This is a genomic window from Methylotuvimicrobium alcaliphilum 20Z (assembly GCF_000968535.2).
GTDB lineage: Bacteria > Pseudomonadota > Gammaproteobacteria > Methylococcales > Methylomonadaceae > Methylotuvimicrobium > Methylotuvimicrobium alcaliphilum.
Genome location: NC_016112.1, coordinates 3,470,012 through 3,495,891 on the forward strand (window position 1 = coordinate 3,470,012; position 25,880 = coordinate 3,495,891).

Consider the following 25,880-nt stretch of genomic DNA (forward strand, 5'->3'; position numbering starts at 1 on the left):
GGGTTCGCTGGCAAGTGGAGCTGGTCATCATTACTTTTCTCCACTTGTTTGAATATCTTTCACATATGGGGGCACTTTGGAATATGTGTATAAAAACGAGAGATCTGCTTGGGAAACGACTTTGCAATCTCCGCCTGCGTCATGTGAAGCCGATCTTCCGGGACTGCCTTCCTAAGGAATATGCACAAAATAACTTTTACAAGCAGTAGGCTTTGTGGCGGTTTGGCGACTCGCTTGACAGGACGCCGTGAATACGTCCGTGTAGGCTTGACGGCGGCTATCCCTGCCGCCGACACCTGTCAATCGAGCCGCCAAATCCCCTTCCAACCGTTGTCTAAGTTATTTCATGCTCGTTCCTAAGCTGAGCTTGGGCAGGCGCGAAAAGGGCGTCGTTATTTCATTCCCGTTCCAAAAGCCGGAAATCAAAACTCCCATCTGACCCCGATGCGTGCCGTATGCATCGTTTCGTAACGTTGATCCAGCAAGGTTTCATATTGGGCGAACGAGGAGATACCGTTCGCCAAAATCGCGCTCATGCCGGCGCGAAAAATGAAATAATCCCGATCGGGGTTATTGGTCCTGATCACAAAAGGCAATGACGGATCGTTGGCAAAACGCATGACCATGTCCCGGCTGTTGTTTTTGAACTCGTGTTCCCAATCGAAGCCCAAATGCGGCAGCAGCACGCCGAAGGGCGCGCTATAGGCATAGCTGACTTGCCATCCCAGCACCGTGAGCACCGATTCATTGAATTGTTCGTCGACGAGTAGATTCAAACCGGTCGGTCCTTTTTCCCGATAGGCATCGATGTTCATGCGGCCGTATTCGGTCCTCGCCTTGACGCCCAAGGTCCATTGTTTTATCGGTAAATCATAGCCCAAACCGATGCTGAAGCGTTGTTGGTCGCCGCCAAAGTCCGCCCGGCTATTCTGCCGAGAAATATTCCCTAGCGCGTCGGGTATCAGTAGCATCCGCTGCGAGTCGTAAGCATTGCCCGTATAGGTGAAGATACCGTCCAGATAGAGGTTGTCGGTGATGAAATAAGAACCGTAGACCGAAGCGCTGTAGCCTCGGTTCAATAAGTTACCGGCTCTACGTTGATAATCCGTGTCGGTATCGCTAAATCCAAAGGCGGCGCCCAGTATCAATGCATCGGTAAAACGATAATCGGTGCCGATGGTGATGCTGAAAACATCGGAGTCCGAGCCGACTTCCAAGTCGGTCGTGATTCTATCGTTTCTGTTGTATTGCGCGTTGACGAAAACGTTCAGGCGGTTGTCGAGCAAATCGCCGCTTTCCGGTTCGTCGCCGGCGCCGCCGCCTTGGGCTTGCGACGGAAACAGGCTGGCCAAACTGAAGGTACGACCGTTCGCGCTCAGCTTAATGCCGCCCGTTTCTTGTTCGTGCCGGTGCATTTGCCGAACTTCGTCGAGACGGTACAGCAAATTGCGAATCTGAATGTTCGACTGCATCGCCGCCGAGTTGATTTGCGCAGCAGTTTGCAAAGGCGTTATCGATTGCAGCACTTCGAATTGAGTCGATGGGTCCAGGCGGGTGAAGTTTTCGTAGAATCGCCTCAATTCGGGCGCATTCGATTTGCTGATGACCTTGAGTATTTGACTTTCATTCGAGAACGGCGCCATCGATTCGATGGACCTCACATTCAAGCTGACGGTCCCGGAGCCGGTGATCGGTTCATTGGCAAAGTCGGCGGCGAAGGAAAAGCTGTCGGCGCCGATATAATCGCTATTGGGGGTGTAACTGACCGAACCGTCGCCGTTATTGACTAAGGCGCCATTGGCGGGTCCTCGCGTGATTCGGATCGTTTCCCCTTGATTGGCAAGGACGATTCTGGCTGCTTGACCGGTCAAGAGGTTGACTGATGCGGGCGCTACGATTGCCGCATGACTGAGGCTGAAACTGCCGAGTAAAACGACGAGCGGAAACCAAGCCAGTTGACGAAGCATCGTGCAGGGTTGTCGTTGAAAAAAAAGGCCTTGTTGAGTGAACATAATGTCGCCTACTATCAAATTAATTCGGACAGGGTCATTCGGACTTGGGCAATGCATCGAACTAGAGGCCCCACCATAACTCTAAATCATCGGCAGACAACGTCGGCGCCCCTATCAGTTGCAGAATTTCGACAGGCGCTCCTGCCCCCCCCTCATCGGCATCGTAATACAGTTTTCCGCTGTCCAAGTCGTAAATCAGATAGATATCGCTCGCATCATCTCCCAGATCGGGAATATCGGAACCGAAGTTGCCCTCAATATAATACTCGGTTAAATTTCCATCCGGTAAGGCGGCGAAAAAGCTCGAGTCCCGCGTTTGATCGAAAATTATCAGATCTCTGTCGACAGTGAAGTTAGTGATGGAGATGGGGGCCGAATATGTTGCGTTGGTGTAACTGAGCACCACCCCGTAAAAATCTTCGCTTTCGACTGAAATCGGCAGGGTCAATTCATCGGCCGAACTGTAACGAAACTCTATATAAAGATCATCGTTTTGATTCGAGAGATCGATAACTTGTTTGCTCGAGGAATTGACCCATAAATCTCCCCAAATTTGCAAATGCGCGTCAGATAAAGGACTGTAATCTCCGGTCAAATCCAAATGAATCGCACCAGAAAGCGTGATCTCGTTGAATGTCGTCGAATCGGTGGCAGTGATCGTTACTAGATTTTCTTCACCATAGGCCTTTATCTCTTCAATATCGGACGAATGACTGATGTCGAACACCGAGCCCTCTTCTCCCCATAAGATGATTTCTTCGATGCTGATTAACGTCGGCGCAACGGTGCCGGCGAGCAGGTCTGCCTCCAACGTATCGAAACCTAAGCCCCCATCGACAACATCGCCGGTATTTAGCGTGGCCAAGCCGTCGTTTAAATCACTGAAAAAGAGAGAGCCATCAAACTCGTTGTTGTTATCGGTGCCGGTCAGGTTGTCGTTGTTGACTGTAAGCCTGAACGGATCGGTATCCTGGATGAGGAGTGTAGCGGAGAGCGCGACGTTGTTCGGATTATTGAGTTCGCTGGCGCGCAGAACCAATGTTTCCGGGTCTTCGGATATGAAATCTTGAACTGCGATGATCACGAAGCGGGCCTCGCCGTTAGCATTCAATTGAATAATGAATGTATCCGGTGCTTCGCTATCGCCTATCAATGTGCCTACCGTCACGGCCGACAGCTCAAAATCCTGCCCATCGGCGCTGCTGGCTTCGCCGTATCTCGATATCGAGATATCGGAGCCCGACAGGCCCGTGACGGTGTAGGTCACCGTATTCGGCGATCCCGGCAACTCATGAATTTCGGTGCGATCCGGTGTAATCGTCAGCTCCATATAATCACGGATCGTGATGCTCACGGAGGCCGTGTTATTGCGATGTTCGACATCCCTGACGAGCACGCGAAAAAGTTCGTTGCCTTCAACCAGGTCGTCTTGCACGGCGGTCACCGAAAATGTCGCAACGCCATTGGCATCGAGCGTCAAACGGTTGTTGTTGGGCAGGTGAGCGCTGGAAATATCATCCGCTTTCGCGACGCTATTGCTTGGAATCTCTAGTTGAACCTCGGTGCCGGGTGTTCCGGTTATCCTATAGGTCACGGTATTGGGCGTGCCCGGTTGCTCGTATATTTGGGTCCTATTGCGCGTGATCGACAGCGGGGTGATATCGCTGATCGTGACTTCCGCGGTCGCGGTGTCGTTCGGGTTGTCGATGTCGGTGACGCTGACGCGCAAGAGTTCGTCGATTTCAGCGATGTAGTCTTGCCGGGCCGTGACCGAGAAGGTGGCTATGCCGTCGTCGTTCAAGGTCAACAGATTGTTGTCCTGCAGATGGGTACTCAGAATGTCGTCGGCGTCGGCGGTGCTGCCCTCGGCGATCGCCAATTGCACCGTGGCCCCAGGCGTCCCGGCAATGGTGTACGTCACGGTATTGGGCACGCCGGGTTGTTCGTATATCCTTGAGCGATCGGGGGTGAGCGTCAGCGGCGTGAAATCGCTGATGGTGATATCGGCCGATGCGCTGTTCGATGGATGATCGAGATCGAAGACAACGACGCGAAACAATTCGCCGGGTTCCGTTAGATCGTCTTGCCGGGCCGTGACCGAAAAAGTCGCCAAGCCTTGTGCGTTCAGCACCAATGGCGTGTTATTGAGAAGTGCGCCGCCCAGAATGTCGTCGGCGTCGGCGACACTGTCCTCGGCAATCGCTAACTGAACGGTGGCGCCGGGCGAACCGACTATCGTATAAGTCACGGTATCGGGCAGGCCCGGTTGTTCAAAAATCGACGATCGATCGGCACTGATCGACAGCGGCGTGAGATCGAAAATAGTGACATCGGCCGAAGCGCTGTTCGATGGATGATCGAGATCGAAGACAACGACGCGAAGTAATTCGCTGGGTTCCGTTAGATCCTCTTGCCGGGCCGTGACCGAAAAAGTCGCCAGGCCTTGATCGTTCAAAACCAATTGATTGTTGTCGGGTAGATTCGTGCTCAGAATGTCGTCGGCATCGGCAACGCTGTCCTCGGCAATCGCCCATTGCACCGTGGCGCCGGGCGCTCCGATTATCGTGTAGGTCACGGTATCGGGCAGGCCCGGTTGCTCGTATATTTCAGTCCTATTAGGCGTTATCGATAGCGGGGTGGTATCGCTGATAGTCACATCCGCGATCGCGGTGTTGTTTTGGTTAAGGATATCGGTGACGCTAATGCGCAAGAGTTCGTCGAGTTCGGTGATGTCGTCTTGCCGGGCGGTCACCGAGAAGATGGCGATACCGTCGTCGTTCAAGGTCAACAAATTGTTGTCCGGCAGATTGGTGGTCAGAATGTCATCGGTGTCGGCGACACTGTCTGGCGCAATCGCCAATTGCACGGCGGCTCCAGGCGACCCGGTTATGGTATAGGTCGCGGTATTGGGCGCGCCGGGTTGTTCGTATATCCGCAATTGATCGGGCGTGATCGTCAGTTGAGTCAAGTCTCTGATGGTGACATCGGCGAAGGCGACGCTAGTCGGATTATCGATTTCGGTGACGCTCACGCGCAAGAGTTCGTCGAATTCAGGCGTGTCGTCTTGCCGGGCCGTGACCGAGAAGGTGGCGGTGCCGCTGTCATTCAAGGTCAACAGGTTGTTGTCCGGCAGATGAGTGCTCAGAATGTCGGCGGCATCGGCGACGCTGTCCTGCGCGATCGCCAACCGGACGGTGAGGCCCGGCGTGCCGGTAATCGTATAGACCACGGTATCGGGTAAGCCGGGTTGTTCGAAGATCGTTGACCGGTCGGTGCTGATCGACAGCGGCGTGACATCGAAAATGGTGACATCGGCCGAAGTGTTGTTGGTAGGATTGTCGAGATCGAAAACAGACACGCGAAGCAATTCGGCGAGTTCCGGTAAATCATCCTGACGCGCCGTAACCGAAAAAGTCGCCAGGCCTTGATCGTTCAGAACCAATTGATTGTCGTAGGGTAGATTCGTGCTCAGAATGTCATTGGCATCGGCGATGCTGTCTTCTGTAATCGCCAATTGAACCCGTGTTCCCGGCAATCCTGTAATCGTATAGAGAACCGTATTCGGCGCTTCCGGTTGTTCAAAAATTTCGGTCAGGCTAGGCGTCAAGGTCAGCGGTAGAAAATCTCGAATGGTGACGTCGGCCGTAACGTTATTACTCGGGTCGTCGACATCGCTGACCAAAAACCGGAGTAGCTCGCTGATCTCGGTTTCATTGTCCTGAAGAGCGGTTACCGAGAAGGTTGCCGTGCCATTTACGCCCAAAGTCAACTGATTATCGTCCGATAAACCCGTTATCGAAACATCGTCTTCACTCGCTTCGCTATCCGGGGAGAGAGCCAGTTGTAACGTCGTTCCCGCGCGGCCCGAGATCGTGTATGTGACGGTGTTGAGAGTGCCTGGCAGTTCAAAAATCTCTGAATGGTTCGGCGTGAAGGTAAGAGGAATGAGCTCCAAGACGGTCACTTCCTTGACTAAGGAATCTTCGCCAAGCTCGCCGTCAGGGAAAACGCCTCGGGCAAAAAAGGTATGGGTGCCGACCTCGAGTTCGGGAATCGTAAAAAACCATATGCCGTTAGTGACCGAGGCAAAGCCCAGCGTTGTTTCAGCGCCTTCGGTAAAAATAGCGACACTGTCTATGCCCGGACCCGCATTACCTTGCAGGGTCACCGTTTTCCCTTTGGCTTGCGCTTGCGTGATGGCGGGGTCGAAAGTAAGGCTTCCCGGACCGAACACTTCATTGAAGGAAGCGATATCGGTAACGGGGCCGTCTTTGTCTCGAGGTACCTTTAGGCGAACCCAGCTTTCTATCCGGTTGAAAATGCTTACAACATTGATGAAACCGTCGTTCGGGGCGTTATTCTCGATAGCAACAGCAATGCCCGATGAGTAGATTAACTTGTCGCCTGGCCGGAACCTTAGATTATCAATGGAGTAACTGCCGGAGCGGAGCTGGTATGTGATCGGAGCGAATTTTTTAGACATAATAAACTGCCTGGGTAAAAAAAATGGAAAACTGGTTCAAACAAATCCCTACCGCTTCGATGGATTCAAAGATCTGCCCTGAAGCCAAGCATGCCCTCGTTCGGCCGCGTCAACCGATCATCGTGACTCGGAATGCCGCATAGCGCCGTTTGCCGTACAAGCCAACGAGGCGAAAGTCCGGGGCTTGCTTGGCGTAGGTGCAAAATATTCTCAGCTGGGATTTTCCGACAAATGCGCTCCCGAACTCATGGCTTTTATCTAGGGTTCGTTGCTCGCTCGACAGAACGCCGTAAATCGGTCGATGTAGGATCGACGGTAGCTCGAACGCCAAGGATGATGGCGTGTTGTAGGCCGCCAACAGTAGGCGCGGCGACGCAGGTCAGAAAAAAGCTCCTCGGCAATTGCTGAGTTACATGGATGTAATGAATGCAGAAAATGCAGGAGCATTTTTCTGCCCTGCATTGCCCTAATACACGCCATCCATGGCGTAATGTATTTTCTGCATTCGTTGCATCCTTGCAAACTCAGCAGTTGCCGAAGAGCAACAATCTGCCCTGCTGCCGACACCTGTCGATCGAGCAACCGAACGCCGTTTCCGGGCGCTACATGGGGGTACGGACAACTCCTTTAGCGAAACTTTAATCCGCAAGAAAAACAGCCGTTTACGGCCTACGGTAAAATCTTGCAATCTAGCATACACTCGATCACATTTTTTCTCTACTTAGATTTACGGACGCAGGAGGTCACGCAAGTTGATAGTCTCTTCTTAGCTTGAAAATCAAGGCGGGAGCGACGCCCTCGTCTCATTTTTCGGGGCGAATGCAGGACCTTCATGAGCGGTGTAGGCTGAGGAACGGAATTAGGCCGTCGAAATATATGCGTAAAGTCAAATATATTATTAATATTTAATAACTTAAAATCATTCCGGATTCCGGAAATTAAGCAATTTTCCAACGTGACTGATCCCCGAATTGAACGTAAGAAACTTCATCAGTTGATGGATATCATTGTACTCACTGTTTGCGCCTCGTTAAGCGGTGCTGAGGGTTGGGAAGCCATTGAAGAGTTTGGCCATAATAAATTAGATTGGTTAAGGCAGTTTGTACCGTTAAAGAATGGCATTCCATCGCATGATTGCTTGGCGTATGTCATTTCTCGATTGTCACCGAAAGAATTTCAACGTTGCTTTATAGATTGGGTGAACGCCATTCGCGAAGTGATACCCGATGAAGTGATTGCGATAGATGGCAAAACCGCACGCCGTTCGCATGACCGCAAACGCGGCCAAAATCCGTTGCACATGGTCAGTGCCTGGGGTTGTGCGAATGGATTAGTGCTCGGCCAAGAAGCGACCGAAGAAAAGTCGAATGAAATTACCGCAATCCCGAAGCTATTAGCTTTGCTAGAACTCAAAGGTTGTATTGTGACCATTGATGCCATGGGCTGCCAGCGCACGATTGCTGAGCAAATCGTCGATCAAGGCGGTGATTACTGTTTGGGCCTGAAAGGCAATCAAGGCGAATTGCATGAAGCCGTCGAGGATTTTTTCAACACGGCCAAGCAAGCGAATTTTAACCACGTCGAATACGCTTATCACGAAGAAATCGACAACGACCATGGGCGTTTAGAAACCCGCCGTTATTGGATTACCGAGGAGCTTTGTACGCTCCCGAAAACGGAGCTCTGGAAAGAATTACGCAGCATTGGCTTCGTGGAGCGCGAATGCCACACCGGCGATAAAGTAACAATCGAGCAGCGTTGTTTCATTAACAGCATTAAAGCCGATGCGCAGCTATTTGCGCGGGCTGTGCGCCATCACTGGGGTATTGAAAACCAATTGCACTGGCGCTTAGACGTGGTCTTTCGAGAAGATGACAACCGAATTCGAAAAGGTAATGCCGCTGCGATTATGACCACCATCCGGCATATCTGTGTCAATCTGTTCCAGCAAGAGGAATCTAAACTCAGCATGAAAAAGAAAAGACTCAAAGCCGCCTGGAATGATCGCTACCGCGCTAAATTGGTAATTTTAATGCGTTGGCCCGGGCTCGCCAAGAAAAATTACCTTTTTTTGGCCATGTTCGCGTTAATCTGAGAAAAAGCATTTCAGCTCTTTTCTGTCGTTACTGGACGCTGGAGCGTCCAGGGCTGCATTCCCACGCTGGAGAGACTGTGAAAGTATTATTGCAGTCCATACACTATAATATATATTACTTAACCACTACCCGTTAACAAACCGCCATGTCATCCCGCCGCTATCATCGCGCATTAAACCGCCAGCAAGACATGCTGTTGCCGCTTTGTATTGATGACTATGTTAGTCAGAATAATCCAGTGCGAGCCATTGATGCCTATGTCGATACGTTGGACTTGTATGTCTTAGGTTTCAAAAACACCGAGCCGGTCATTGGTGCCGGGCAGCCGGCTTATGATCCGGCGGCGTTATTGAAGCTGTATTTGTATGGCTATTTGCAAGGTATTCGCAGTAGCCGTAAATTGGAACGAGAGACCACCCGCAATCTGGAAGTGATGTGGCTGATCGCAGGCTTACAGCCTACCTACAAAACCATCGCCGACTTTCGCCAAGGCAATAGCGATGCCTTAAAGGCGGCGAACCGCGATTTCCTATTGCTGTGCAAAGAACTCACGCTGTTCGGTGGCGAACAAGTCGCCGTCGATGGCAGCTTTTTCAATGCCAACGCCAGTAAAGCGGGGATTTACACCGAAGATAAACTCAACAAACAGCTTGAAAAGTTAAGCCGGAAAATCGCCGACTACCAACAAGCCCTCGCCGAGCAGGATTCCGCCGATGACCGAGCCAGCCTAGGCAGCCTGGTTGAGGATAAACAGCTGCCAGCAAAGCTTGAGCAATTGCAAACTAAACAAGCCGAGAAAAAAGCCTTGCTGCAACAGCTCAAAACCAGCGGCGACAAACAAGTCTCCACCGTCGACCCCGATGCCCGCTTGCTGACCAAACGCGGACAAACCGTTTCCGGCTACAATGTCCAAATTGCCGTGGACGACCGGCACAAACTGATCGTGGTCGACGAGGCCACACAAGCCGGTAATGACGTTCATCAGCTGGCGCCGATGATGGCAAAGGCGCAAGAGACCTTGCAGTCCGAAAGCCTGACCGGGCTTGCCGACAGTGGTTATTTCGAAGGCAACCAACTGAAATCTTGCGAAGACCAAAACACTCCCGTATATGTGGCCATACCCGATAAGTCGAAAGCCATCGCCGCGAAGGGACGCTTGACGCGCGAGCAGTTCAGCTACGACCCGGAACAAAATGCCTATTGTTGCCCACAAGGCAAGCTATTGACTGTCAGCGGCAAAGCCCATCAAAAAAACGGCAAATGGATGACCGGCTACAAAAGCAAGCCCGCCGACTGCAGCCAGTGTCCCCTACGCGAACACTGTTTAACCGAAAAAGCCACGATCAAACAAATTCAGCGCTGGGAGCATGAAGACGTCATCGAACGCCACCGCCAGCGGATGGAACAACAACCGGGCATCATGAAGAAACGCGCGGCCTTGGTTGAGCACCCCTTTGGTACGCTCAAGCATCGCGCGGGCATGAACCACTTCTTGATGCGAGGCTTGGAAAAGTGTCGAGGCGAATTTAGCCTGATGGTTTTAGCCTACAACTTCACGCGCCTACTCACGATTCTCGGTGCTGACGCGCTGAGGGATTATTGCGTCCGGAGACCAGGAAATACGCTAAAAAACATGGAATATGCATAAAAAATGACGGATTTTGGCTGGTTGGCTTAAATAAAAACGATGCCATAGGCAGCAAAACCTGAATTTTCAAAAAAATGCCGCGCTGGGCAACCTGAGAGCCGCTTAGATTTGGAATACTTTCACAGTCTCTGGAGCGTGGGAACGATAATCTTTCCTCTTTCCTCTTTCCTCTTTCCTCTTTCCTCTTTCCTCTTTCCTCTTTCCTCTTTCCTCTTTCCTCTTTCCCCTTTCACCTTTCACCTTTCTTCTTTCTTCTTTCCTCTCCCCAAACTAGCCTTACCCGCATCCATTACGATAGAATCTTAGTATCTACAAGGAGCAATCATGTTTTTGCGCAATAATCGTTTTGTCAGACAGATCTTCAGCAGTTTTTTAGATTTAGCCCCTATTTTGGTCGTCATATTGGTTTTTCAAATCGCGGTCATACAGCAACCTATTCCCGATGTAATCGACTTGATCGTCGGCTCCGTGTTCGTCATCCTGGGTTTGACTTTTTTTATGCTCGGCCTTGAACAAAGCCTGTTTCCGATCGGCGAATCGATGGCTTATGCCTTTGCCAAAAAAGGCAGCTTGTTTTGGTTGCTAATCTTTTCATTCTGCCTTGGCTTCGGCACGACCGTGGCCGAACCGGCATTGATTGCCGTAGCAAGCGAAGCGGCCAATATCGCAGGAAAAGGCAATATCATCGAAAATTCCGCCGAGGCCAAAGACAGTTACGCACTCGCACTTCGTTTAACCGTGGCAGTTTCGGTCGGTTTCGCGATTCTACTCGGCGTATTGAGAATCATCCGCGGCTGGCCGCTGCATTATTTGATCATCAGCGGGTATTGCATCGTTATTATCATGACGCCCTTTGCACCCGCGCAAATCATAGGCGTCGCTTACGATTCGGGAGGCGTCGCAACATCGACGATTACGGTTCCTTTAGTGACCGCCTTAGGTGTCGGTCTGGCTAGCTCAATCAAAGGCCGCAATCCGATGACCGACGGTTTCGGTTTGATCTCGTTTGCGTCGTTAAGTCCGATCATATTCGTTCTGGCTTTTGGAATTGTGTCATGATTGATTGGCTCATTCATTTTAGTGAAGATTTACTCAAAACTTGCCGTGATGTGGCCCCGATTACCGCTATCATTATCGGCTTTCAAGTTTTAGTGATTCGTAAACCCATCCTGCATCCGATGAAGACCTTGCTCGGTTTCGTGAATGTATTAATCGGCATTACTTTCTTCATGGACGGTTTAAAAATGGCTTTATTTCCGTTGGGCGAATTAATGGCCACGCAATTAACAGCACCGGAATTTCTCGGCATACCACCCAATACGACAGTAGCTGATTGGCGGAATTATTTTTGGGTTTATTTATTTGCCGGAAGTATCGGGTTTGCAACAACATTAGCTGAACCTTCACTATTGGCAGTCGCGGTTAAAGCCGAGGAAATTTCCGGCGGCGCGATACGCGCCTGGGGCTTACGCATTGCCGTTTCATTGGGTGTGTCCTTCGGTATTGCCTTGGGAGCCTTTCGAATTGTCAATGGAACGGAACTCTATTTTTTTATAATTGGGGCCTATGTGATTGTTATTATTCAAACAATTTTAACTCCTAAGTTAATAGTAGGATTAGCTTACGATTCCGGCGGCGTCACGACATCTACCGTAACCGTACCGCTAGTCACGGCGCTTGGCATTGGCTTGGCAACAACGGTTCCGGGCCGTAACCCGTTGCTTGACGGTTTCGGCTTAATTGCATTCGCCAGTCTGTTCGCGGTCATAGCCGTATTAACTTATGCACAGCTCGCCGAATGGCGGAATAAAAAACAAAATTCATCCAATCAAAGCCCATCCAAATAACCGAGGAAAGCCATGCGTTTCAAATTAATCATCGCCTTTGTTGAAGACTCGAAAACCGATCTCGTGCTCGATACCGCACGTAAAAGCGGCGCTAAGGGCGCAACCGTGATCAACCATGCCCGCGGTGAAGGCATGAAGCAATCCAAAACTTTTTTCGGCCTGACCCTGGAAACTCAACGGGATGTTTTGATGTTTCTGGTCGAGGAACATTTGAGCCGCTATATTCTCGAAAAAATCGCCAAGGCTGCAGAATTCGACGCCACATCAGGCACCGGCATCGCTTTTAAAATCGATGTCGAAGATGCGATAGGGGTGATGCATCAAGTCGAACAATTAACCCAAGAACTGGAAGATGAAATATGATCGATAAAACTAAAATTATTCATGTTAGAGACGTCATGAAAACCGACTTTTCGATGATCGAAGGCTCGGCCTCGGTCAGCGATGCTTTGAAACTGATGAAGTCGCAGAAAACCTCGGTATTGGTTGTCAATAAACGCCATGAATTCGACGAATACGGCTTGGTCACCTCCGGCGATATCGCACGCTATGTATTGGCTAAGGATAAAGCGCCGGACCGCGTTAATGTCTACGAGATCATGGCATGCCCGGTGATCCAGGTCTCGCCCGATATGGATATTCGTCTTTGCTCAAGATTGTTTGCAAACTACAACTTAGTTCGCGCGCCGGTTATCGAAAACGGCAAGGTTATCGGCATGGTCAGTCCGAATGCACTGGTGCTGGACGGCATGTACCGAAACCTTTAATGGTATTAGGCTTTAAAAAAAGCTACAATTTTGCCCGATCAGAAAACCGATCTTGAGTGAACGCCTACCTGTTTTAGGTTGATGTCCGGCAATCAATCAGGTCGTTCTGCGTCACACAGTAAGTTAATATTAGTAGGAGTTTTAAAAAAATGGCAACAGGCACTGTAAAGTGGTTTAACAACACGAAAGGCTTCGGCTTTATTGAGCCGTCGGAAGGCACGGAAGACGTCTTCGTTCACCATTCAGTCATCCAGGGAGAAGGTTTTAAAACATTGAGCCCCGGACAATCGGTACAATTCGAAATCGAATCAGGCCCTAAAGGCCTGACAGCCGCGAACGTTATTCCAGGCTAATAAGTAACCGCTTCGCTCAACGAAAAAGGCCCTTGCCGCAAGACGCGGCAAGGGCCTTTTTCGTATACCCTCGCAAAACTAAATTTGTCATTTTAACCATGAAGCCCATGAAGTATTTCTAGAGATTATATACCCGTCGTAGATCAAAATTCGGCGCCAGGGTTGTCCGCCAAAGGACGCCGTGAATACGTCCATGTAGGCTCAGGCTCTGTGACAGCATCCCTGCTGTCACAGCCTTTGCCGAACCCCCCGGCGCCTCCATGCGTCAATGCCGAAATTTGAAGTGCGATGGGTATAATTTGGCGCTTATGACCCATACGCATCAAGCTAAGGATGTCGCTAAAATTAACTTCCTGATTTGCCCAAGTTTTTTGCAGGAGTCAGTTCTCATTCGCCTAGGGCGATTAAAATCGCCCTAGCATTGAATTTAGGGCGCTTCGAGGACTTCGACATAAGCCGTGGGTGTCGAGCATCAGCGACTTCGAAAGTCGCGACGAAGGCGTCGCTCCCACAGAGGCCAGCAATTCCCAGCTTGAGCAGTTTCGCCGATTTTAGGGTGTGGGGGCCTATCGAGGAACGCCGTAAACCCATCCATGGGGGCTTGGCGGGAGCTAAGCGCCAAGGATGGCGCGAATGCAGATTTTGCAGGAGCAAAAATCTGTCCCGCTGCCGACATCCTCGCCAAGCATACCCCACACCCTTTTTGATCTCCAAATTGGGATGCTGCACAGAGGCTGACTAATGCACTGATAGGGATAGGGAAGATTTCTCTCCCCTCCCTCCGAACCGTGCATGCGGTTCTCCCGCACACGGCTCTCCAGTCGGTGGTTTCCTCATCGGGACAAGCTGGTGAGCAATGTTGTTATTATTGGTGAACTCCATTACTCCGCGTTACCACGTCAGCCCGCAAACTCGGATTGATTCGTTACCTTCGGCTCGCTTCAACGGCTGAGCCTCTTTAAGCCTTTTACCTGAGGTTGGCTTAATGTGCGCGACACTGAACGTTACCTCGCTTCCACCTTCCTACCCTTCTTTCCTATGGCCGGTTTTGCTAGCCGGCTTTTACCATCGTTTCCCCTCTCGGTTTAGGCTCGTGTTTGTTTTCTCCCTAGCAGGACGGGGTTTGCAACCCCGTCCTAAACGTTTTGACTTTGGCCGAAGTTAGCCGAAATGTTTAGGGCAAACCGAAACGTTGGGGACGGGTTAAATAACCCGTCCCGCAGAAGTGGCTTCGAGGTCACATTGTCTAGGACTGCAAAAGGGTAATACATGACTTATCTATAGCGATGAGTCCGGAAATTGGGAAAGCGTACGGGTTGACCGTTTTAGCTTGATGCGCATAGCTTATGACCCCGATGCCTATGGACAAGCCTTGTTCCTATATTCCCGCCATTGGAGTCGATATTCCCTAATATTTCTAGCAATAGAAGGACTGCCTTCAGTTAAATCGCAATTCCAGTATGCGGTTCCGGCTCGACAAGCGCGAGCAAACAAATTGACATCTCGATTAGTAAATTGCCCATCACCATCTAAGTCGCAGGTTTGATCTTCTTCCAACCAGGGTTTCCAGGCATCATCCAACTCCCATGCGGTTATCTTCGATTCCGCATGTTTTTGACTGCCGTCGATGACGTAAATTTTCCCATCGGCCGTAAACGATACCGGCTCGGATATTTCTTTTGGCAAGCTCGGTCCGACTTGCCAAGTATTGGATACCGGATCATAAATTTCCACTTTATCCGACTTAACCAAGCCGCCGACGCTATTAACGGAGCGTCCGCCGATCAGGTAGATTTTTCCATCCAACACCGGGGCCTGAATACCGCTTTGAAATGCTCTCGGCGTCGGCATCGGAGTCATGGCTCTCGTTTGCCAGCGATCGAGCCTAAAATCGTAAGCCGCAATCGCACCGAATAGTCTATTTCTTTGCAGTACGCCGCCGCCTAGCAGATATGCATGGGATTTGCCGTCGATTGTGACGGCCGCCAAGGCCGCGCCTTCGCGCCGATTAATACCGGGTACGTTGCGATGCCTTTTCCATTCTTGCGTTTCGGGATTAAAGCTTTCGAGCCGATTGATCAATCGGCTTTTGCCATTCGGCCGGGTTTGTTTGCCGCCAAAAACAAAAATTTCATCATTGTCCGTTACCATCGGCGCCGCGCCAAATCGAATTGTCGGCATGGCAGCCAGGGACTCTTTTTCCACGAAATCACTACCATCTATTTCAAAGACCCGTGTTGCCCCAGCCTCTGCGTCAAAAACATAAAGCTTGCCGTTAACGAAGGCACCTGAATGCTGCCCGTTTAAAGAGGTACTGGAGTCGAGCACCGCCACCCCCTGGCTTGCATCTTCTGGAATCAAATAGACTTTATTGCCGATTGCCGCCAAGGCGACCGGCTCATCGCCCAATATCTGGGAAGTCGCCAATTCAGATGCTTTCCATGCGCTTATTTCAGGTTCGGGCGCTGGCGGATCTTGCGGCAACTCAGAGCCAAATCCCAAGACGCGTTGGGACACTGCAGACTGAAATTGCTCGGCAGGCAATTGATTATTGAACAAGATATAAAAAGAATCCGAGGGCGTCTCGCGCTTATCGGAAGATAAGCGCATTTCGACTAAATAAGCCCCTTGCGGGCCGCCATTTCCAGCTCCCGCCGAGGTTTCCAAAAACCAATCGAGGTGGGAATGAAAGGAACCGTTAGCGGCCGCCTGCCCAACGATTAAAGACGGTGTGCCTGTTACACCACTGGCAGTGTAAGTCGTGAAACTGGTTTCAGTCGTAACTTTCGGCGGACAAAAAACCAGTCCGCAATTTTGGTCGGCTACTTCGGTAACTTTTAGACCGCCCGCCAATCGAATTTTCACATTATCCGGCGCAAGACTCCAAGCACTTATAGCCGGATTCCAAAATTCCAATACCCCGAGCGATTGATAGGAAACGAGTTCATTGCTTAAAAGCGAACCCACGCTCGACTGAAATCCGGGGTTATCGGTTGAATGTTGCCCGGAAAACACAAAGTGCGTAAACGCGGTAACATAAATATCCTTTCCGGTTTCAAAGTCGGTCGGTACCGTATTCGGAGGAAGGCCTAAGCGCTCGACGCCGACAATATCGCAACCAAGCTCTACTTCCGAACAAAATCCCGCCTTGATTGCCGAACCCTGGCCCGATACCTCGATATCTTGATGAAAAGACGCCAAACCTCTTGCGGACGGCACAAATAAAACCACCATCAATAAGAAGCTACGCCCAAAAAATAATCTATTTAAGACACTCATTAGTATTCTCCGACCTCTAGGAGCTCGCATTTATAAGGTTAACCAAACAACTATACCTTTCGCACTTCAAATTTCGGCAGTGACTAAGAAGGCGCAGGTGTGCTCGGTCCCTCACCTAACGCTAGGAGAGGGACTGGCATAGATGGTATAGAGCCTACATGGGATGAATCCACGGCGTCCTTTGACGGGAACCTGGTGCCGAATTTTGATCTACGGTAGGTATAAATAATCCCCAGCCCCCATATTTTCAAAGAAAGGTGGGCTGAATAACCACCTATCGTTTATCGATCGCTTCATCTGAACAACCCCATTAGCGATATAATATAACATTCCTAGCTTACTGACACCTCATCCTAATAAATTTCAAAAATAGGCTCGGAAACCTATTTCCAAACTCATTCCTGGCTCCGGTGCGATGTTGCGTAAAAATGACGTGGAATTTCGGATCGGCGAATCGCTTAAATTCGAGGCCTTTCCGAACAGAAGGACTCTTTGTCCCGAGTCCGCATGCCAGTCATAAGAAACGTCGATATCGAAACGGTGATAAGAAGGCGTCACGGTTTCATCGTTTCCGGGTCTGTCTTGTGCCAAGGCCTGAGTAAATCGTAGCGCTCCCTGAAAGGCGTTTTTTTGCAATCCGACTTCGAAACCGTAACGTTGCGGTGGCAAGCGAGGTACATCGCCAAGCGCTCTATCTCTGAAACGCCCGCGAACGTAGTCGGAAAACAGCGTTAAATGCGGTGTGCCCCAATCGAACGACGGGTGAAATTTAATTTCCGCTTCGTAACCGTAAAACTCCGCATCGTCGCCGCGAAACCCGTATATTGGAAAACAGCCTCTAAGTCCATCCGAGCAAGACGCTTTTAGGGTGTTCGTATCGAGTTGATAGAAAAGCCCCAGGTTTTCTTGATAAATAAAATCCTTGACATCCTTTTGGTAGGCATTGCCTTGCAATGAAATCAAGGCATCGTCGTAACGAATCCCAATTTCACGATTACTAGCACGTTCAACCGCCAAATCCAATCGACCGATATCGAAACTACGATTGGCCGGATGCGGCCCGAGCGAATACATTTCCTGTATATCGGGCGCGCGCTCCGAGTTTTGCCATGCCAAATAGATCGAACCGCCATCGAAAGGTTTGTAAGTAATACTCGCAGCCAACGAACTCGGATTATGCGTCAATCTTCGTGTCGGCACCTGAACCGGTTGCCCGAACAAATTCCGATTGAGCATTTTTTCATTAGGCTCGGTAACCTGTCGTTCATACCGTCCACCAAACTCCAATGTCAACTCATCCAAAACATCCAGCTTTTCGGTAAAAAACAATCCCAACGAATCGATTTGCGACTGGGGAACCAGGTTTTCGGCCAAAAATTCTCGATCTTGCCATTGCAAGCCCAAAAAGCCGGACCACTGATCGAGCAATCGATGCTCGAGCTCGAAACGGGTTTCTAAGACTTCATTGGTAAATAAGACCGAAAATCCGGGCTCGCCTTCTTCATGCTCGTAATCGACATAACCAGTCTTGACCGAGACCGACTCGATGTAAGGAATCGGATTGAACAACATGGCCTCGACATCGTAGCGCCGCTGTTCCATTTCAAAACGCATCGCCTCGCCTTGATTGCTTGCCCCCGGCACAACCCCGACATGACTATGACCGCCCGGATCGCCCGGCGGTAAACCGTATGCCTTATAAGTATGGTTGTAACTGGTGCCGACATAGCCGAGATCGTCGATCCAGGAAATTCCAGCCGAACCGCCTCGGCTTTCCCCGTCGGTATTTTTGATTTCGCCCTTGCTGTTATTTAACTGCACATCGGTTTTCAATTGTTTACGAAGCGCCGCTTCGTCCAATGCGAATCCCGGAATCCGTGTATTTTCGTTACCGCGTTGAAAATAATCGAGATGGACGGCAACGTTGCCTTTGCCGGCGTCGATGCCGACCATACCGGCATTTTCTTTGGGATTGTGGTCGTAGCGATACTCCGCGGTGCCTTCGATCGGTTTTAACGGCACGCTATCGGGGATGCGCTTATGCTTGACATCGACGACACCCCCGATTGCGCCGCTACCGTAGCGCAAGGTAGCCGGCCCCCTGTGTATCGTAATACTATCGGCCAGTAACGACTCGGCCGCTACCGCATGATCTTGGCTCATCGCCGACGCGTCGTGCGAGCCGATTCCGTCATGCATTACTCGCACTCGAGGGCCGCCCATGCCACGAATGATCGGCTGGCCGACTCCGGGACCGAACGAAGCATTGTAAACCCCCAGTTCGCGTTCCAAGGTTTTGCCTAAGGTACTCGCCGACTTCAAGCGTAAATCGATATCGGATAATTCGGATGTCGAATCGGCCGTCGGCGCGATGGCTTCGATGACCATTTTTTCAAGTTCCACATCGAATTCGCCGGTTTCGGGCTCGGCGCTTTCGGTTGTTTCCATCGAGTCTTGCTCAGCACTTTCGAAAACAGTCTCGCCGTTTTCAGGGTCATCCGCTTCGGATGCCCAAAGCATGCCGCTCGACGTTAAAATGCTCAGCGTTAACGCTATCCAATTAATGACGGTGGGAAGTTTCATGGTTCAGAGACCCGGCAAACGGTAAAGCACATCTCTTGCGCCTGGAATTTCAGGACGAAGCGTAATCAGTTTTTCCAGCCATTGACGCGCGGTTTCCGGCTCTTTTTGGGCTTTGCCGATCGCCATGCTGACGATTTGGGCGTAAGCCAATGTAAAATCGGCGCTGGTTTCAACCGATTGCAAATAGCCGCTCAATGCTCTGGCTTCGTCGTCGTTGTGGTCGATCATCGTCGCAAAATAAAGGTTACGCGCCTTGATGAAGGCACCGAGCCTATCAGTAAATTCGGCATCGGATTTGCGCGTGAAAAACGGCAACTCGCTTAATTCTTTTAACTCTAAGTAGTTTAACAAAGCTTCGAAGGAGGCGTACGTGGCAATGCCGCGTTTTAGAGTAAACTTCGGCGCATCGAATAAAATAACGGGGCGATCGTCGGTATTGATCGGCGCATCGCCGGCATAATCGGCCAGCGCGTGATGCCCGGCTAAATAATGCCCCGCCAATTGCACGGAACTTCGCACCGCCGCCAAATGCAGATGCTGTCGTAAAGCTTGATTGAAGCCGATCGTGCTTTCGATTGCTTCGGGACGGGCCGTATCCCCGGACAATGCAATCAAAGCCAGCGAGGGGTACCCCAAATCGAAACCTGCCAACCAAGCCTCGGTTCTACCGAACACCGATTGAAAAGTTTTGATCACCGTGCGCAGCATCGTTTCATCCATTTGATACAGAGGCAACCACTGGCAGAACAAGCCTCCAGGCGCCAATCGCTGCTCTATCGCTTGAAAATGTTCACGGGTATAAAGCAAACCGCCACCGTCGCGTCCAGGATGAAACAAATCGCCTATCACAACATCATATTGCTGATGTGACGTTCTAACATAACGTCTGGCATCGGACGAATAAAGACGAACACGAGGATTCTTGTGCAATTCGGCATTGTACGGCGAAAAATAAGGCAATAATGCCAAGGAGTCCGGTACTAACTCGACCGCATCGATGCGAGATTCTCGGTGAGTCAGCGCCGTACCCGCCGTTACGCCGGTCGCTACGCCGAGATACAGAACATCGGACGGCTTCGGATGCAACAACATCGGCACATGAGTTTGCATGCGTTGCAGACGCTGGGCGCGAACGCCTGTTCCGCCCATTTGGAAGCGATTGTTGACGCGAAGATTACGTTCGTTTTGCTGCTCGATCACGGCCACCGAGGCCATCGCGCCTTCCCGGTACTCTAATACCGACTCGCCGGGCCTTAGGGTAACGATCTGCAAACGACCGGGTAACAGCAAAACAAGGATTGCCGGTAGCGCATAAGCCCAGCGGGATAACATCGAAAAATTAGGCAATAGCAGCCAATAAGCCAATGCAATGCCGATCAATGTCCATTGGGCACCGAGCAGCGGCACCAAAACGACGCCTGCGACCAAAGGAGCCGCCAAACCGCCGGCCATATTGACGCCTAAGGCCCAACCGACGCCACCTGTAGCGTGTCGGGCCGATTGCGCTAGATGACTAAACAAGGCGCCCATGATCAAAGTCGGCGGCAACAGCACCGGCAAGGCCACGGTCAATTCGGCCAACAGCACCGCACCTAAACTATCGCCGAGGCCGGTTCTGACCCACCAATATAAACCATGCGTTAGATAAAGCGCCGAAAGTCCGGCGAGACAAACCAAACTCAACGAGAACAACAAACTGGTCAACAGGCGATCGCCATCGCGATTGCGACCGTAGTGGTGATAAAGCCCGGCGCCGATTGCGGTGCCGGTCAAATAAACGGCCAGCACCGCGGCAAAACTGTATACGGTACCTTCGAGCACCTGAGCCATCACCCTAACCGTGACGACTTCATAGGCGATACCCAAAAAACCGGTGATCAACAAGCGCCAAAACAGCGGCGGCGGTTGCTTATGCGTCTTTTTGACTTTTGTTTTTTCGGGAAGCGATAATTCAGGCTTTCGAAAGTAAAACAATCCGGCGGATAATGCGACCAAAGCATTGATAAATGCCAATGCAAGCAGTGTATGACGGTATCCTAATAGCGGCATCAAGGCATAGCTTGCAACCAGCACGCCCAACACTGCACCAGCCGTGTTAACCGAATACGCCAGCGCTATTTGACGCGGATCGGCTTTGATTTGCGCTAACCAGCGATCGGCTGCCGGCAGCGTTGCCCCCATAGCCAGAGTTGCCGGTAGTAAAGCAAAAAACGGCACCACAAAGGCAACGCCCCAAAAATGCAGTAAGCCCGGTTCGACGCCAAGCCAAGCTCGCGCCCAATCGTTTACTATGGGAATGACAAATGCGCTAAGCAATGCCCAAAGGCCGATGGTCAATTCCAGACCGGCATACCACAAAGCCGGACGCCGGCTGACGCTGACCCGCTTGTCTAGTAAAAAAGCGCCTGCGGTCAACCCACCGAAGAATGCCGCCACGACCGCCAACATAGAAGTTAACTCGTGCCCCAGACCGACCGCAAACATGCGTGTCCAGACCAATTGATAACCCAAACCCGCAATACCGGAGAAAAAAAGCAGAGCAACCGTAAAAAATGAAGTCATTAAAACACGCATACGTTTCGTGGCCTAAAAGCCAATGCGATTAAGTTAAGCCGTTCGCAGCAAGCCTGTCGAACCATGGACAGTTTAACTTAGGATTTCGTGTAAATAACGTCCTGGAACTATACGCTTTGTTGAGGGTACGGTAACTCGCTTGGCAGGACGCCGTGAATACACCCCTGTAGACTCTATGCCAGCTCCATGCTGGCAAAGCCTTTGCCGCACACCCTGTCGCCTCCTCAGGCACTGCCCAAATTTGAAGTGCGAAAGGTATAGGCTTGACGGCGGCGACTAATTGCCATGGATGGCATGAATGCAGATTTTGCATTACGCCATGGATGGCGTGTATTAGGGCAATGCAGGAGCAATTGCCGAGGAGCAAAAATCTGCCCTGCCGCCGACACCTGCCAATCGAGCAACCGAACCCTCCGTAAAATAAGGAAGTTATTTGCGACCAAACCCTTATCGACTCGGACGATCCCATTCACCCTCCGACAAGGCTCTCCTGAGGACAGCCGAAGGGCTCAGGGCGAACGGAAAAGTTCTTAACTTAGTGGTGGCAAGCCCTAGAAGCCGATTTATGACACCACGAAGTATAATCCGAGTTAGTGGTCATGGTCATGGTCATGGTCGTGATCATTTTCTTCTCTGACTTCATCAGATGCATTAATAGAAACCGCAATTTGTCTATCGCTCAATTCGATTATCGAAAAGCCTTTCGAATCCAACTTGCGATTTTCATAATAACGCGAGCCGCCTTCTCGCCAAGCGGCGACATATTCAACTCGATGAGTCACGAACCCATCTGAATTATATTCATATTCAATAACATAAAAGAAATTTTCCCTCTGCCGGTTTCGCTCCCAGCCGGTTATCTCCTTTTCCAATTCTTCGATTGTGTTGCCGCCTTGTAAAACAACTACTTTAGTAGCATGATCATCATGGTCATCATGGTCATGCGAAGACGGTACACAACGATTACCCTCGGCCTTCATAGGCGCGGAGCATAAGAGCGTATGGTTTGTAAAATTATTAATGATTGCATCCACTGCGCCACTAACGCTAACGTCTTCCGTTTGAAGCCTACGCGCTCTTCTCAGATTCAATCTATCCTTCGCCATGGCAACCGGCTCTAAGACTGGAGATTCTAGACCGCAGCCATCAACACACCGATAGGCTTGGCGTAAAACATCCCCTCTTAATCTTGTAATTTCTCCGCCTCTTACGTTACCTGTCAGATTGCCTAGCATTACACTTTTCTCAACAAGCGTCCCTTCATCATGATGAGGACTCCCCCCGATCGCCTGATCAAACGCATCATGACCGAAAGTCCCCGCTTCATTCAGATGAAATGCAAGATAAAACTTATCGGAAGCCGCGCTAATAGGTACTGGGATTTCATCGTTTGTGGTGTCGAACAACGATAATTCCAGAAGATAAGCACCGTCATCGGGGTTACCGCCGCCGGCTTTGCTGATTTGAAAATCGAGATGCGTATGCAGCCCGCCACTGGAATTAACTGAACCAATTAAGCCTTGTCCGGCGATACCCTCCACTGCTGAAACGATATTAGTATGATCGTGTTTTGTGATGGATATCTGTTCATCGAAACCGAATGACAACCAGCTCGATGAATTAACATCCCATTTTTTCAAAGTGCCTTCGACTTTATACCAAAACAGACTGTTTGGATGTAAACCGAATACATCTAAGCCCGGATCATCGGTTCCATAAGGATTGCCTAATTCGCCAAACTCGGCTTCGAACAATTTATGAATGCCAAACAATACCGCTTCATTATCGGGATCGACAACGATTCTGTTATTTTGTAATGTTATTTCGACATCCGAATGCGCCAATACATTCGAACTTATAAAAAAGGCCAAAAGGCCGATCGAAAAGAGTTTTAAGCTTTTCATTTTAAAAGACTCCAAATAAAAACAAGAATGAAAAAATGCTGCAGTAACATCAAACCGCCCACAGAATGTTATAATGTAACATTAAAAACTGCAATACACTTCTCATTTTCTCCAGCAATTCCCAATTTGGGGATCAAAAAGGGTGTGGGGTGTGCTTGGCGAGGATGTCGGCAGCAGGGCAGATTTTTGCTCCTGCAAAATCTGCATTCACGCCATCCTTGGCGCTTGCAGATTTTTGCTCCTCGGCAATTGCTCCTGCATTGCCCTACTACACGCCATCCTTGGCGTTCGAGCAGCCGCCAAGCCCCCATGGATGGGTTTACGGCGTTCCTCGACAGGCATACCCCACACCCTAAGATCGGCGAAAATGCTTAAACTGGGAATTGCTGCATTTTCTCCATGCATAGCGTACGCACTTCAAATTTCAGCCGATTCCAGCAAGTTAATTTCTTAATCTAATAGTAGAGTTAGTAATAATTTATAACGCAGACTGAAATTTAAATTGCTTTCCTGATTAGCCGGCTTTATTATAAGAACCGTTTATTTCAACGCCATCCTGGTATGGCACATTACAAGTAAAAGAGAGTGTTATGTCCGAGTTAGTTACAGGTACCGTTAAGTGGTTCAATGATGAAAAAGGTTTTGGATTTATTGAACAAGAAGGCGGCAAAGATGTCTTCGTTCACCACAGCGCAATTAACGGCACCGGCCGGAAAACTTTGCGTGAAGGCCAAAAGGTCACAATGGAAGTGAGCCAAGGTCAAAAAGGCCCTCAAGCAGAGAACGTAACACCTGCTTAAGTCCGATTAAAAAAAACGCCCGTTTCTAACGGGCGTTTCTTTATCAATGGTTTTATCGATTCGTTGCAGTAGGCTTTTCAAGCAAGGATAAGCTTAATTTATTTGCGGCGAAAAGCTAGCCGGGCGCATCAACCTATAAATACGCCCACATAAATCCGCACCCAAGTATTGCATCCGCATTACTAACGCATTACCGTCTATTTTTCGTCCATCCGTTGCGCCCACTTTTTATCCCTAATAACCGATTATTGATTGCTTACTAATAAGCATGATATAACATAACTGACTTATCCGTCCGAGCATTTTAAGCGTGTCCCCGGTTACGCTAAAATTATTCCGTTTATCTTTATCTCTAAAACAGTGTTGACCATGAAAAGCCGTATCTTCATACCATTCCTGTCGATTTGTTTATTCTCCGCCGCAACCTTGGCGGAAAAACGCCATCATGATGCTCATACTCATGGCGCCGCCGAACTGAATATTGTCATCGAGAACGATACCGTGTTAATCGAATTCGAATCCCCGGCGGTCAATTTAATCGGCTTCGAACATAAACCCCGAACCGATGCGCAGCAACTCGAATTGCAAAAGGCTTTGGCGTTATTGAATGACGTCGAAATCATTGTATCGTTCGAAAAAGGCGAATGCCGCGTAACCGAAACGCATATCCGTGGGCCTTTCGATAATGCCGATCAAGAAGAACCGGAACATGGCAAACGGGAAGAACACTCCGAATTCCACGCCACTTATAGCTTTTCTTGCCAAGACGCCTCAGTTATCGGCTCTGTCAGCACACGGTTATTCGACCATTTCCCCGGTTTCGAAGCCATTCGAGTTCGCTGGGTCGGTAGCAAAGGTCAAGGCTCGGCACTCTTGAATAATCAATCGACGATTTTTTCGATCGAATAAAATAGAATCTACTCTTCCTCGTAATCGTCGATCGTTACAACTTGCATCGAATAGGCGGATACAGCTTTGCCTGTGCCGACATCCTTACTGAATAGAGCGGTCTTCAATACCCCTTGAAACCAAAACGGCATATAAAGATCTTGCAGCTTAAAGCCCTTGGGATAAACAACATGAATCAACTGATTGGGCGGCGGCGGCGGAACATGGATACAAGCCCCGAAATACGGCACGACGAAAAATTCGGTAACCTGCTGTTTGTCGTTAAACTCCAAAGGCACCATAAAACCCGGAATTCGAACTTTAGTTTCGTTTAATTCCGGCCTCACGTCGGTCGAAACTAAAGCCTTTTGATAGGCACTGTCCGCCGCCTGCTCGATGGCTTGACGCACTTGATTCGAAATCTGCGAATCGATCGGGATTTCCGGCGTGTCGTGCGTGATCTCCGGTCCGTTCATTAGGGCATCCAAATCGCTTTGCGGCATCAAGTCGGTCCATTCGAGGGTCTTATAACTATCCGCCGACACCGACAAAACCGGCATCGCCAACGCCAAGCACAAGATGAGTTTTAACAAGGTATGAACTATTTTCATCGGAAAGTAACCTATAGTGATTTCGTGTAACATTA

General features: G+C 50.1%; 18 protein-coding genes. 10 read left to right on the forward strand and 8 right to left on the reverse strand.

Annotated elements, in window-relative coordinates:
- Positions 1-422: 422 nt before the first annotated feature.
- The 3 genes from MEALZ_RS14625 to MEALZ_RS14635 form a co-directional block, all read right to left on the reverse strand.
- Positions 423-2,012 (reverse strand): autotransporter domain-containing protein, encoded by a 1,590-nt coding sequence (locus tag MEALZ_RS14625; protein ID WP_014149429.1) that lies wholly within the window; start codon positions 2,010-2,012, stop codon positions 423-425.
- A 61-nt stretch (positions 2,013-2,073) separates the two neighbouring features.
- Entirely contained in the window at positions 2,074-6,495 is a 4,422-nt protein-coding gene (locus MEALZ_RS14630) for an alpha-2-macroglobulin family protein (protein ID WP_014149430.1), read from the reverse strand.
- 109 nt (positions 6,496-6,604) lie between these two features.
- On the reverse strand, positions 6,605-6,826 hold the full coding sequence (locus MEALZ_RS14635) for a hypothetical protein (protein WP_162531688.1): 222 nt from the start codon (positions 6,824-6,826) through the stop codon (positions 6,605-6,607).
- A gap of 95 nt (positions 6,827-6,921) precedes the next feature.
- On the opposite strand from MEALZ_RS14635, the gene MEALZ_RS23240 reads away from it, so the two are divergent.
- The 8 genes from MEALZ_RS23240 (at position 6,922) to MEALZ_RS14670 (ending at position 13,206) form a co-directional block, all read left to right on the forward strand.
- Positions 6,922-7,137, forward strand: a complete 216-nt coding sequence (locus MEALZ_RS23240; protein WP_162472971.1) for a hypothetical protein — start codon at positions 6,922-6,924, stop codon at positions 7,135-7,137.
- A gap of 295 nt (positions 7,138-7,432) precedes the next feature.
- Entirely contained in the window at positions 7,433-8,590 is a 1,158-nt protein-coding gene (locus MEALZ_RS14640; protein ID WP_269844369.1) for an ISAs1 family transposase, read from the forward strand.
- Positions 8,591-8,736: 146 nt separating this feature from the next.
- Positions 8,737-10,239, forward strand: coding sequence for an IS1182 family transposase (locus MEALZ_RS14645; protein ID WP_014147681.1), 1,503 nt, complete (start codon positions 8,737-8,739; stop codon positions 10,237-10,239).
- A 324-nt stretch (positions 10,240-10,563) separates the two neighbouring features.
- On the forward strand, positions 10,564-11,298 hold the full coding sequence (locus MEALZ_RS14650; protein ID WP_014149432.1) for a DUF1538 domain-containing protein: 735 nt from the start codon (positions 10,564-10,566) through the stop codon (positions 11,296-11,298).
- Positions 11,295-12,086 (forward strand): DUF1538 domain-containing protein, encoded by a 792-nt coding sequence (locus MEALZ_RS14655; RefSeq protein WP_014149433.1) that lies wholly within the window; start codon positions 11,295-11,297, stop codon positions 12,084-12,086. Before MEALZ_RS14650 ends, MEALZ_RS14655 begins: the two co-directional genes overlap by 4 nt.
- A 12-nt stretch (positions 12,087-12,098) precedes the next feature.
- Positions 12,099-12,449, forward strand: coding sequence for a P-II family nitrogen regulator (locus MEALZ_RS14660; protein WP_014149434.1), 351 nt, complete (start codon positions 12,099-12,101; stop codon positions 12,447-12,449).
- Positions 12,446-12,853 (forward strand): CBS domain-containing protein, encoded by a 408-nt coding sequence (locus tag MEALZ_RS14665; RefSeq protein WP_014149435.1) that lies wholly within the window; start codon positions 12,446-12,448, stop codon positions 12,851-12,853. Before MEALZ_RS14660 ends, MEALZ_RS14665 begins: the two co-directional genes overlap by 4 nt.
- A 149-nt stretch (positions 12,854-13,002) precedes the next feature.
- Complete coding sequence (locus tag MEALZ_RS14670; RefSeq protein WP_014149436.1) at positions 13,003-13,206, forward strand: cold-shock protein; 204 nt, start codon at positions 13,003-13,005, stop codon at positions 13,204-13,206.
- A gap of 1,359 nt (positions 13,207-14,565) precedes the next feature.
- Here MEALZ_RS14670 and MEALZ_RS14675 read toward each other — a convergent pair.
- The 4 genes from MEALZ_RS14675 to MEALZ_RS14690 all read right to left on the reverse strand — a co-directional run bounded on the left by MEALZ_RS14675 (position 14,566) and on the right by MEALZ_RS14690 (position 23,546).
- Positions 14,566-16,485: a Kelch repeat-containing protein gene (locus MEALZ_RS14675; protein ID WP_014149437.1), complete on the reverse strand. Its 1,920-nt coding sequence runs from the start codon at positions 16,483-16,485 to the stop codon at positions 14,566-14,568.
- Between the two features lie 363 nt (positions 16,486-16,848).
- A complete protein-coding gene (locus MEALZ_RS14680) occupies positions 16,849-19,068 on the reverse strand; it encodes a TonB-dependent receptor (protein ID WP_014149438.1) in 2,220 nt (739 codons plus the stop codon).
- Positions 19,069-19,071: 3 nt separating this feature from the next.
- Complete coding sequence (locus MEALZ_RS14685) at positions 19,072-21,630, reverse strand: fused MFS/spermidine synthase (protein ID WP_014149439.1); 2,559 nt, start codon at positions 21,628-21,630, stop codon at positions 19,072-19,074.
- A gap of 602 nt (positions 21,631-22,232) precedes the next feature.
- Positions 22,233-23,546, reverse strand: coding sequence for a hypothetical protein (locus MEALZ_RS14690; RefSeq protein WP_014149440.1), 1,314 nt, complete (start codon positions 23,544-23,546; stop codon positions 22,233-22,235).
- A gap of 590 nt (positions 23,547-24,136) precedes the next feature.
- On the opposite strand from MEALZ_RS14690, the gene MEALZ_RS14700 reads away from it, so the two are divergent.
- Together MEALZ_RS14700 and MEALZ_RS14705 are read left to right on the forward strand one after the other, a co-directional pair.
- Entirely contained in the window at positions 24,137-24,346 is a 210-nt protein-coding gene (locus MEALZ_RS14700; protein ID WP_014149441.1) for a cold-shock protein, read from the forward strand.
- A 369-nt stretch (positions 24,347-24,715) separates the two neighbouring features.
- Entirely contained in the window at positions 24,716-25,255 is a 540-nt protein-coding gene (locus MEALZ_RS14705) for a DUF2796 domain-containing protein (protein ID WP_014149442.1), read from the forward strand.
- Positions 25,256-25,263: 8 nt separating this feature from the next.
- Here the strand turns inward: MEALZ_RS14705 and MEALZ_RS14710 are convergent, their stop codons facing one another.
- Positions 25,264-25,845, reverse strand: a complete 582-nt coding sequence (locus MEALZ_RS14710) for a DUF3299 domain-containing protein (RefSeq protein ID WP_014149443.1) — start codon at positions 25,843-25,845, stop codon at positions 25,264-25,266.
- Between the last annotated feature and the right edge of the window lie 35 nt (positions 25,846-25,880).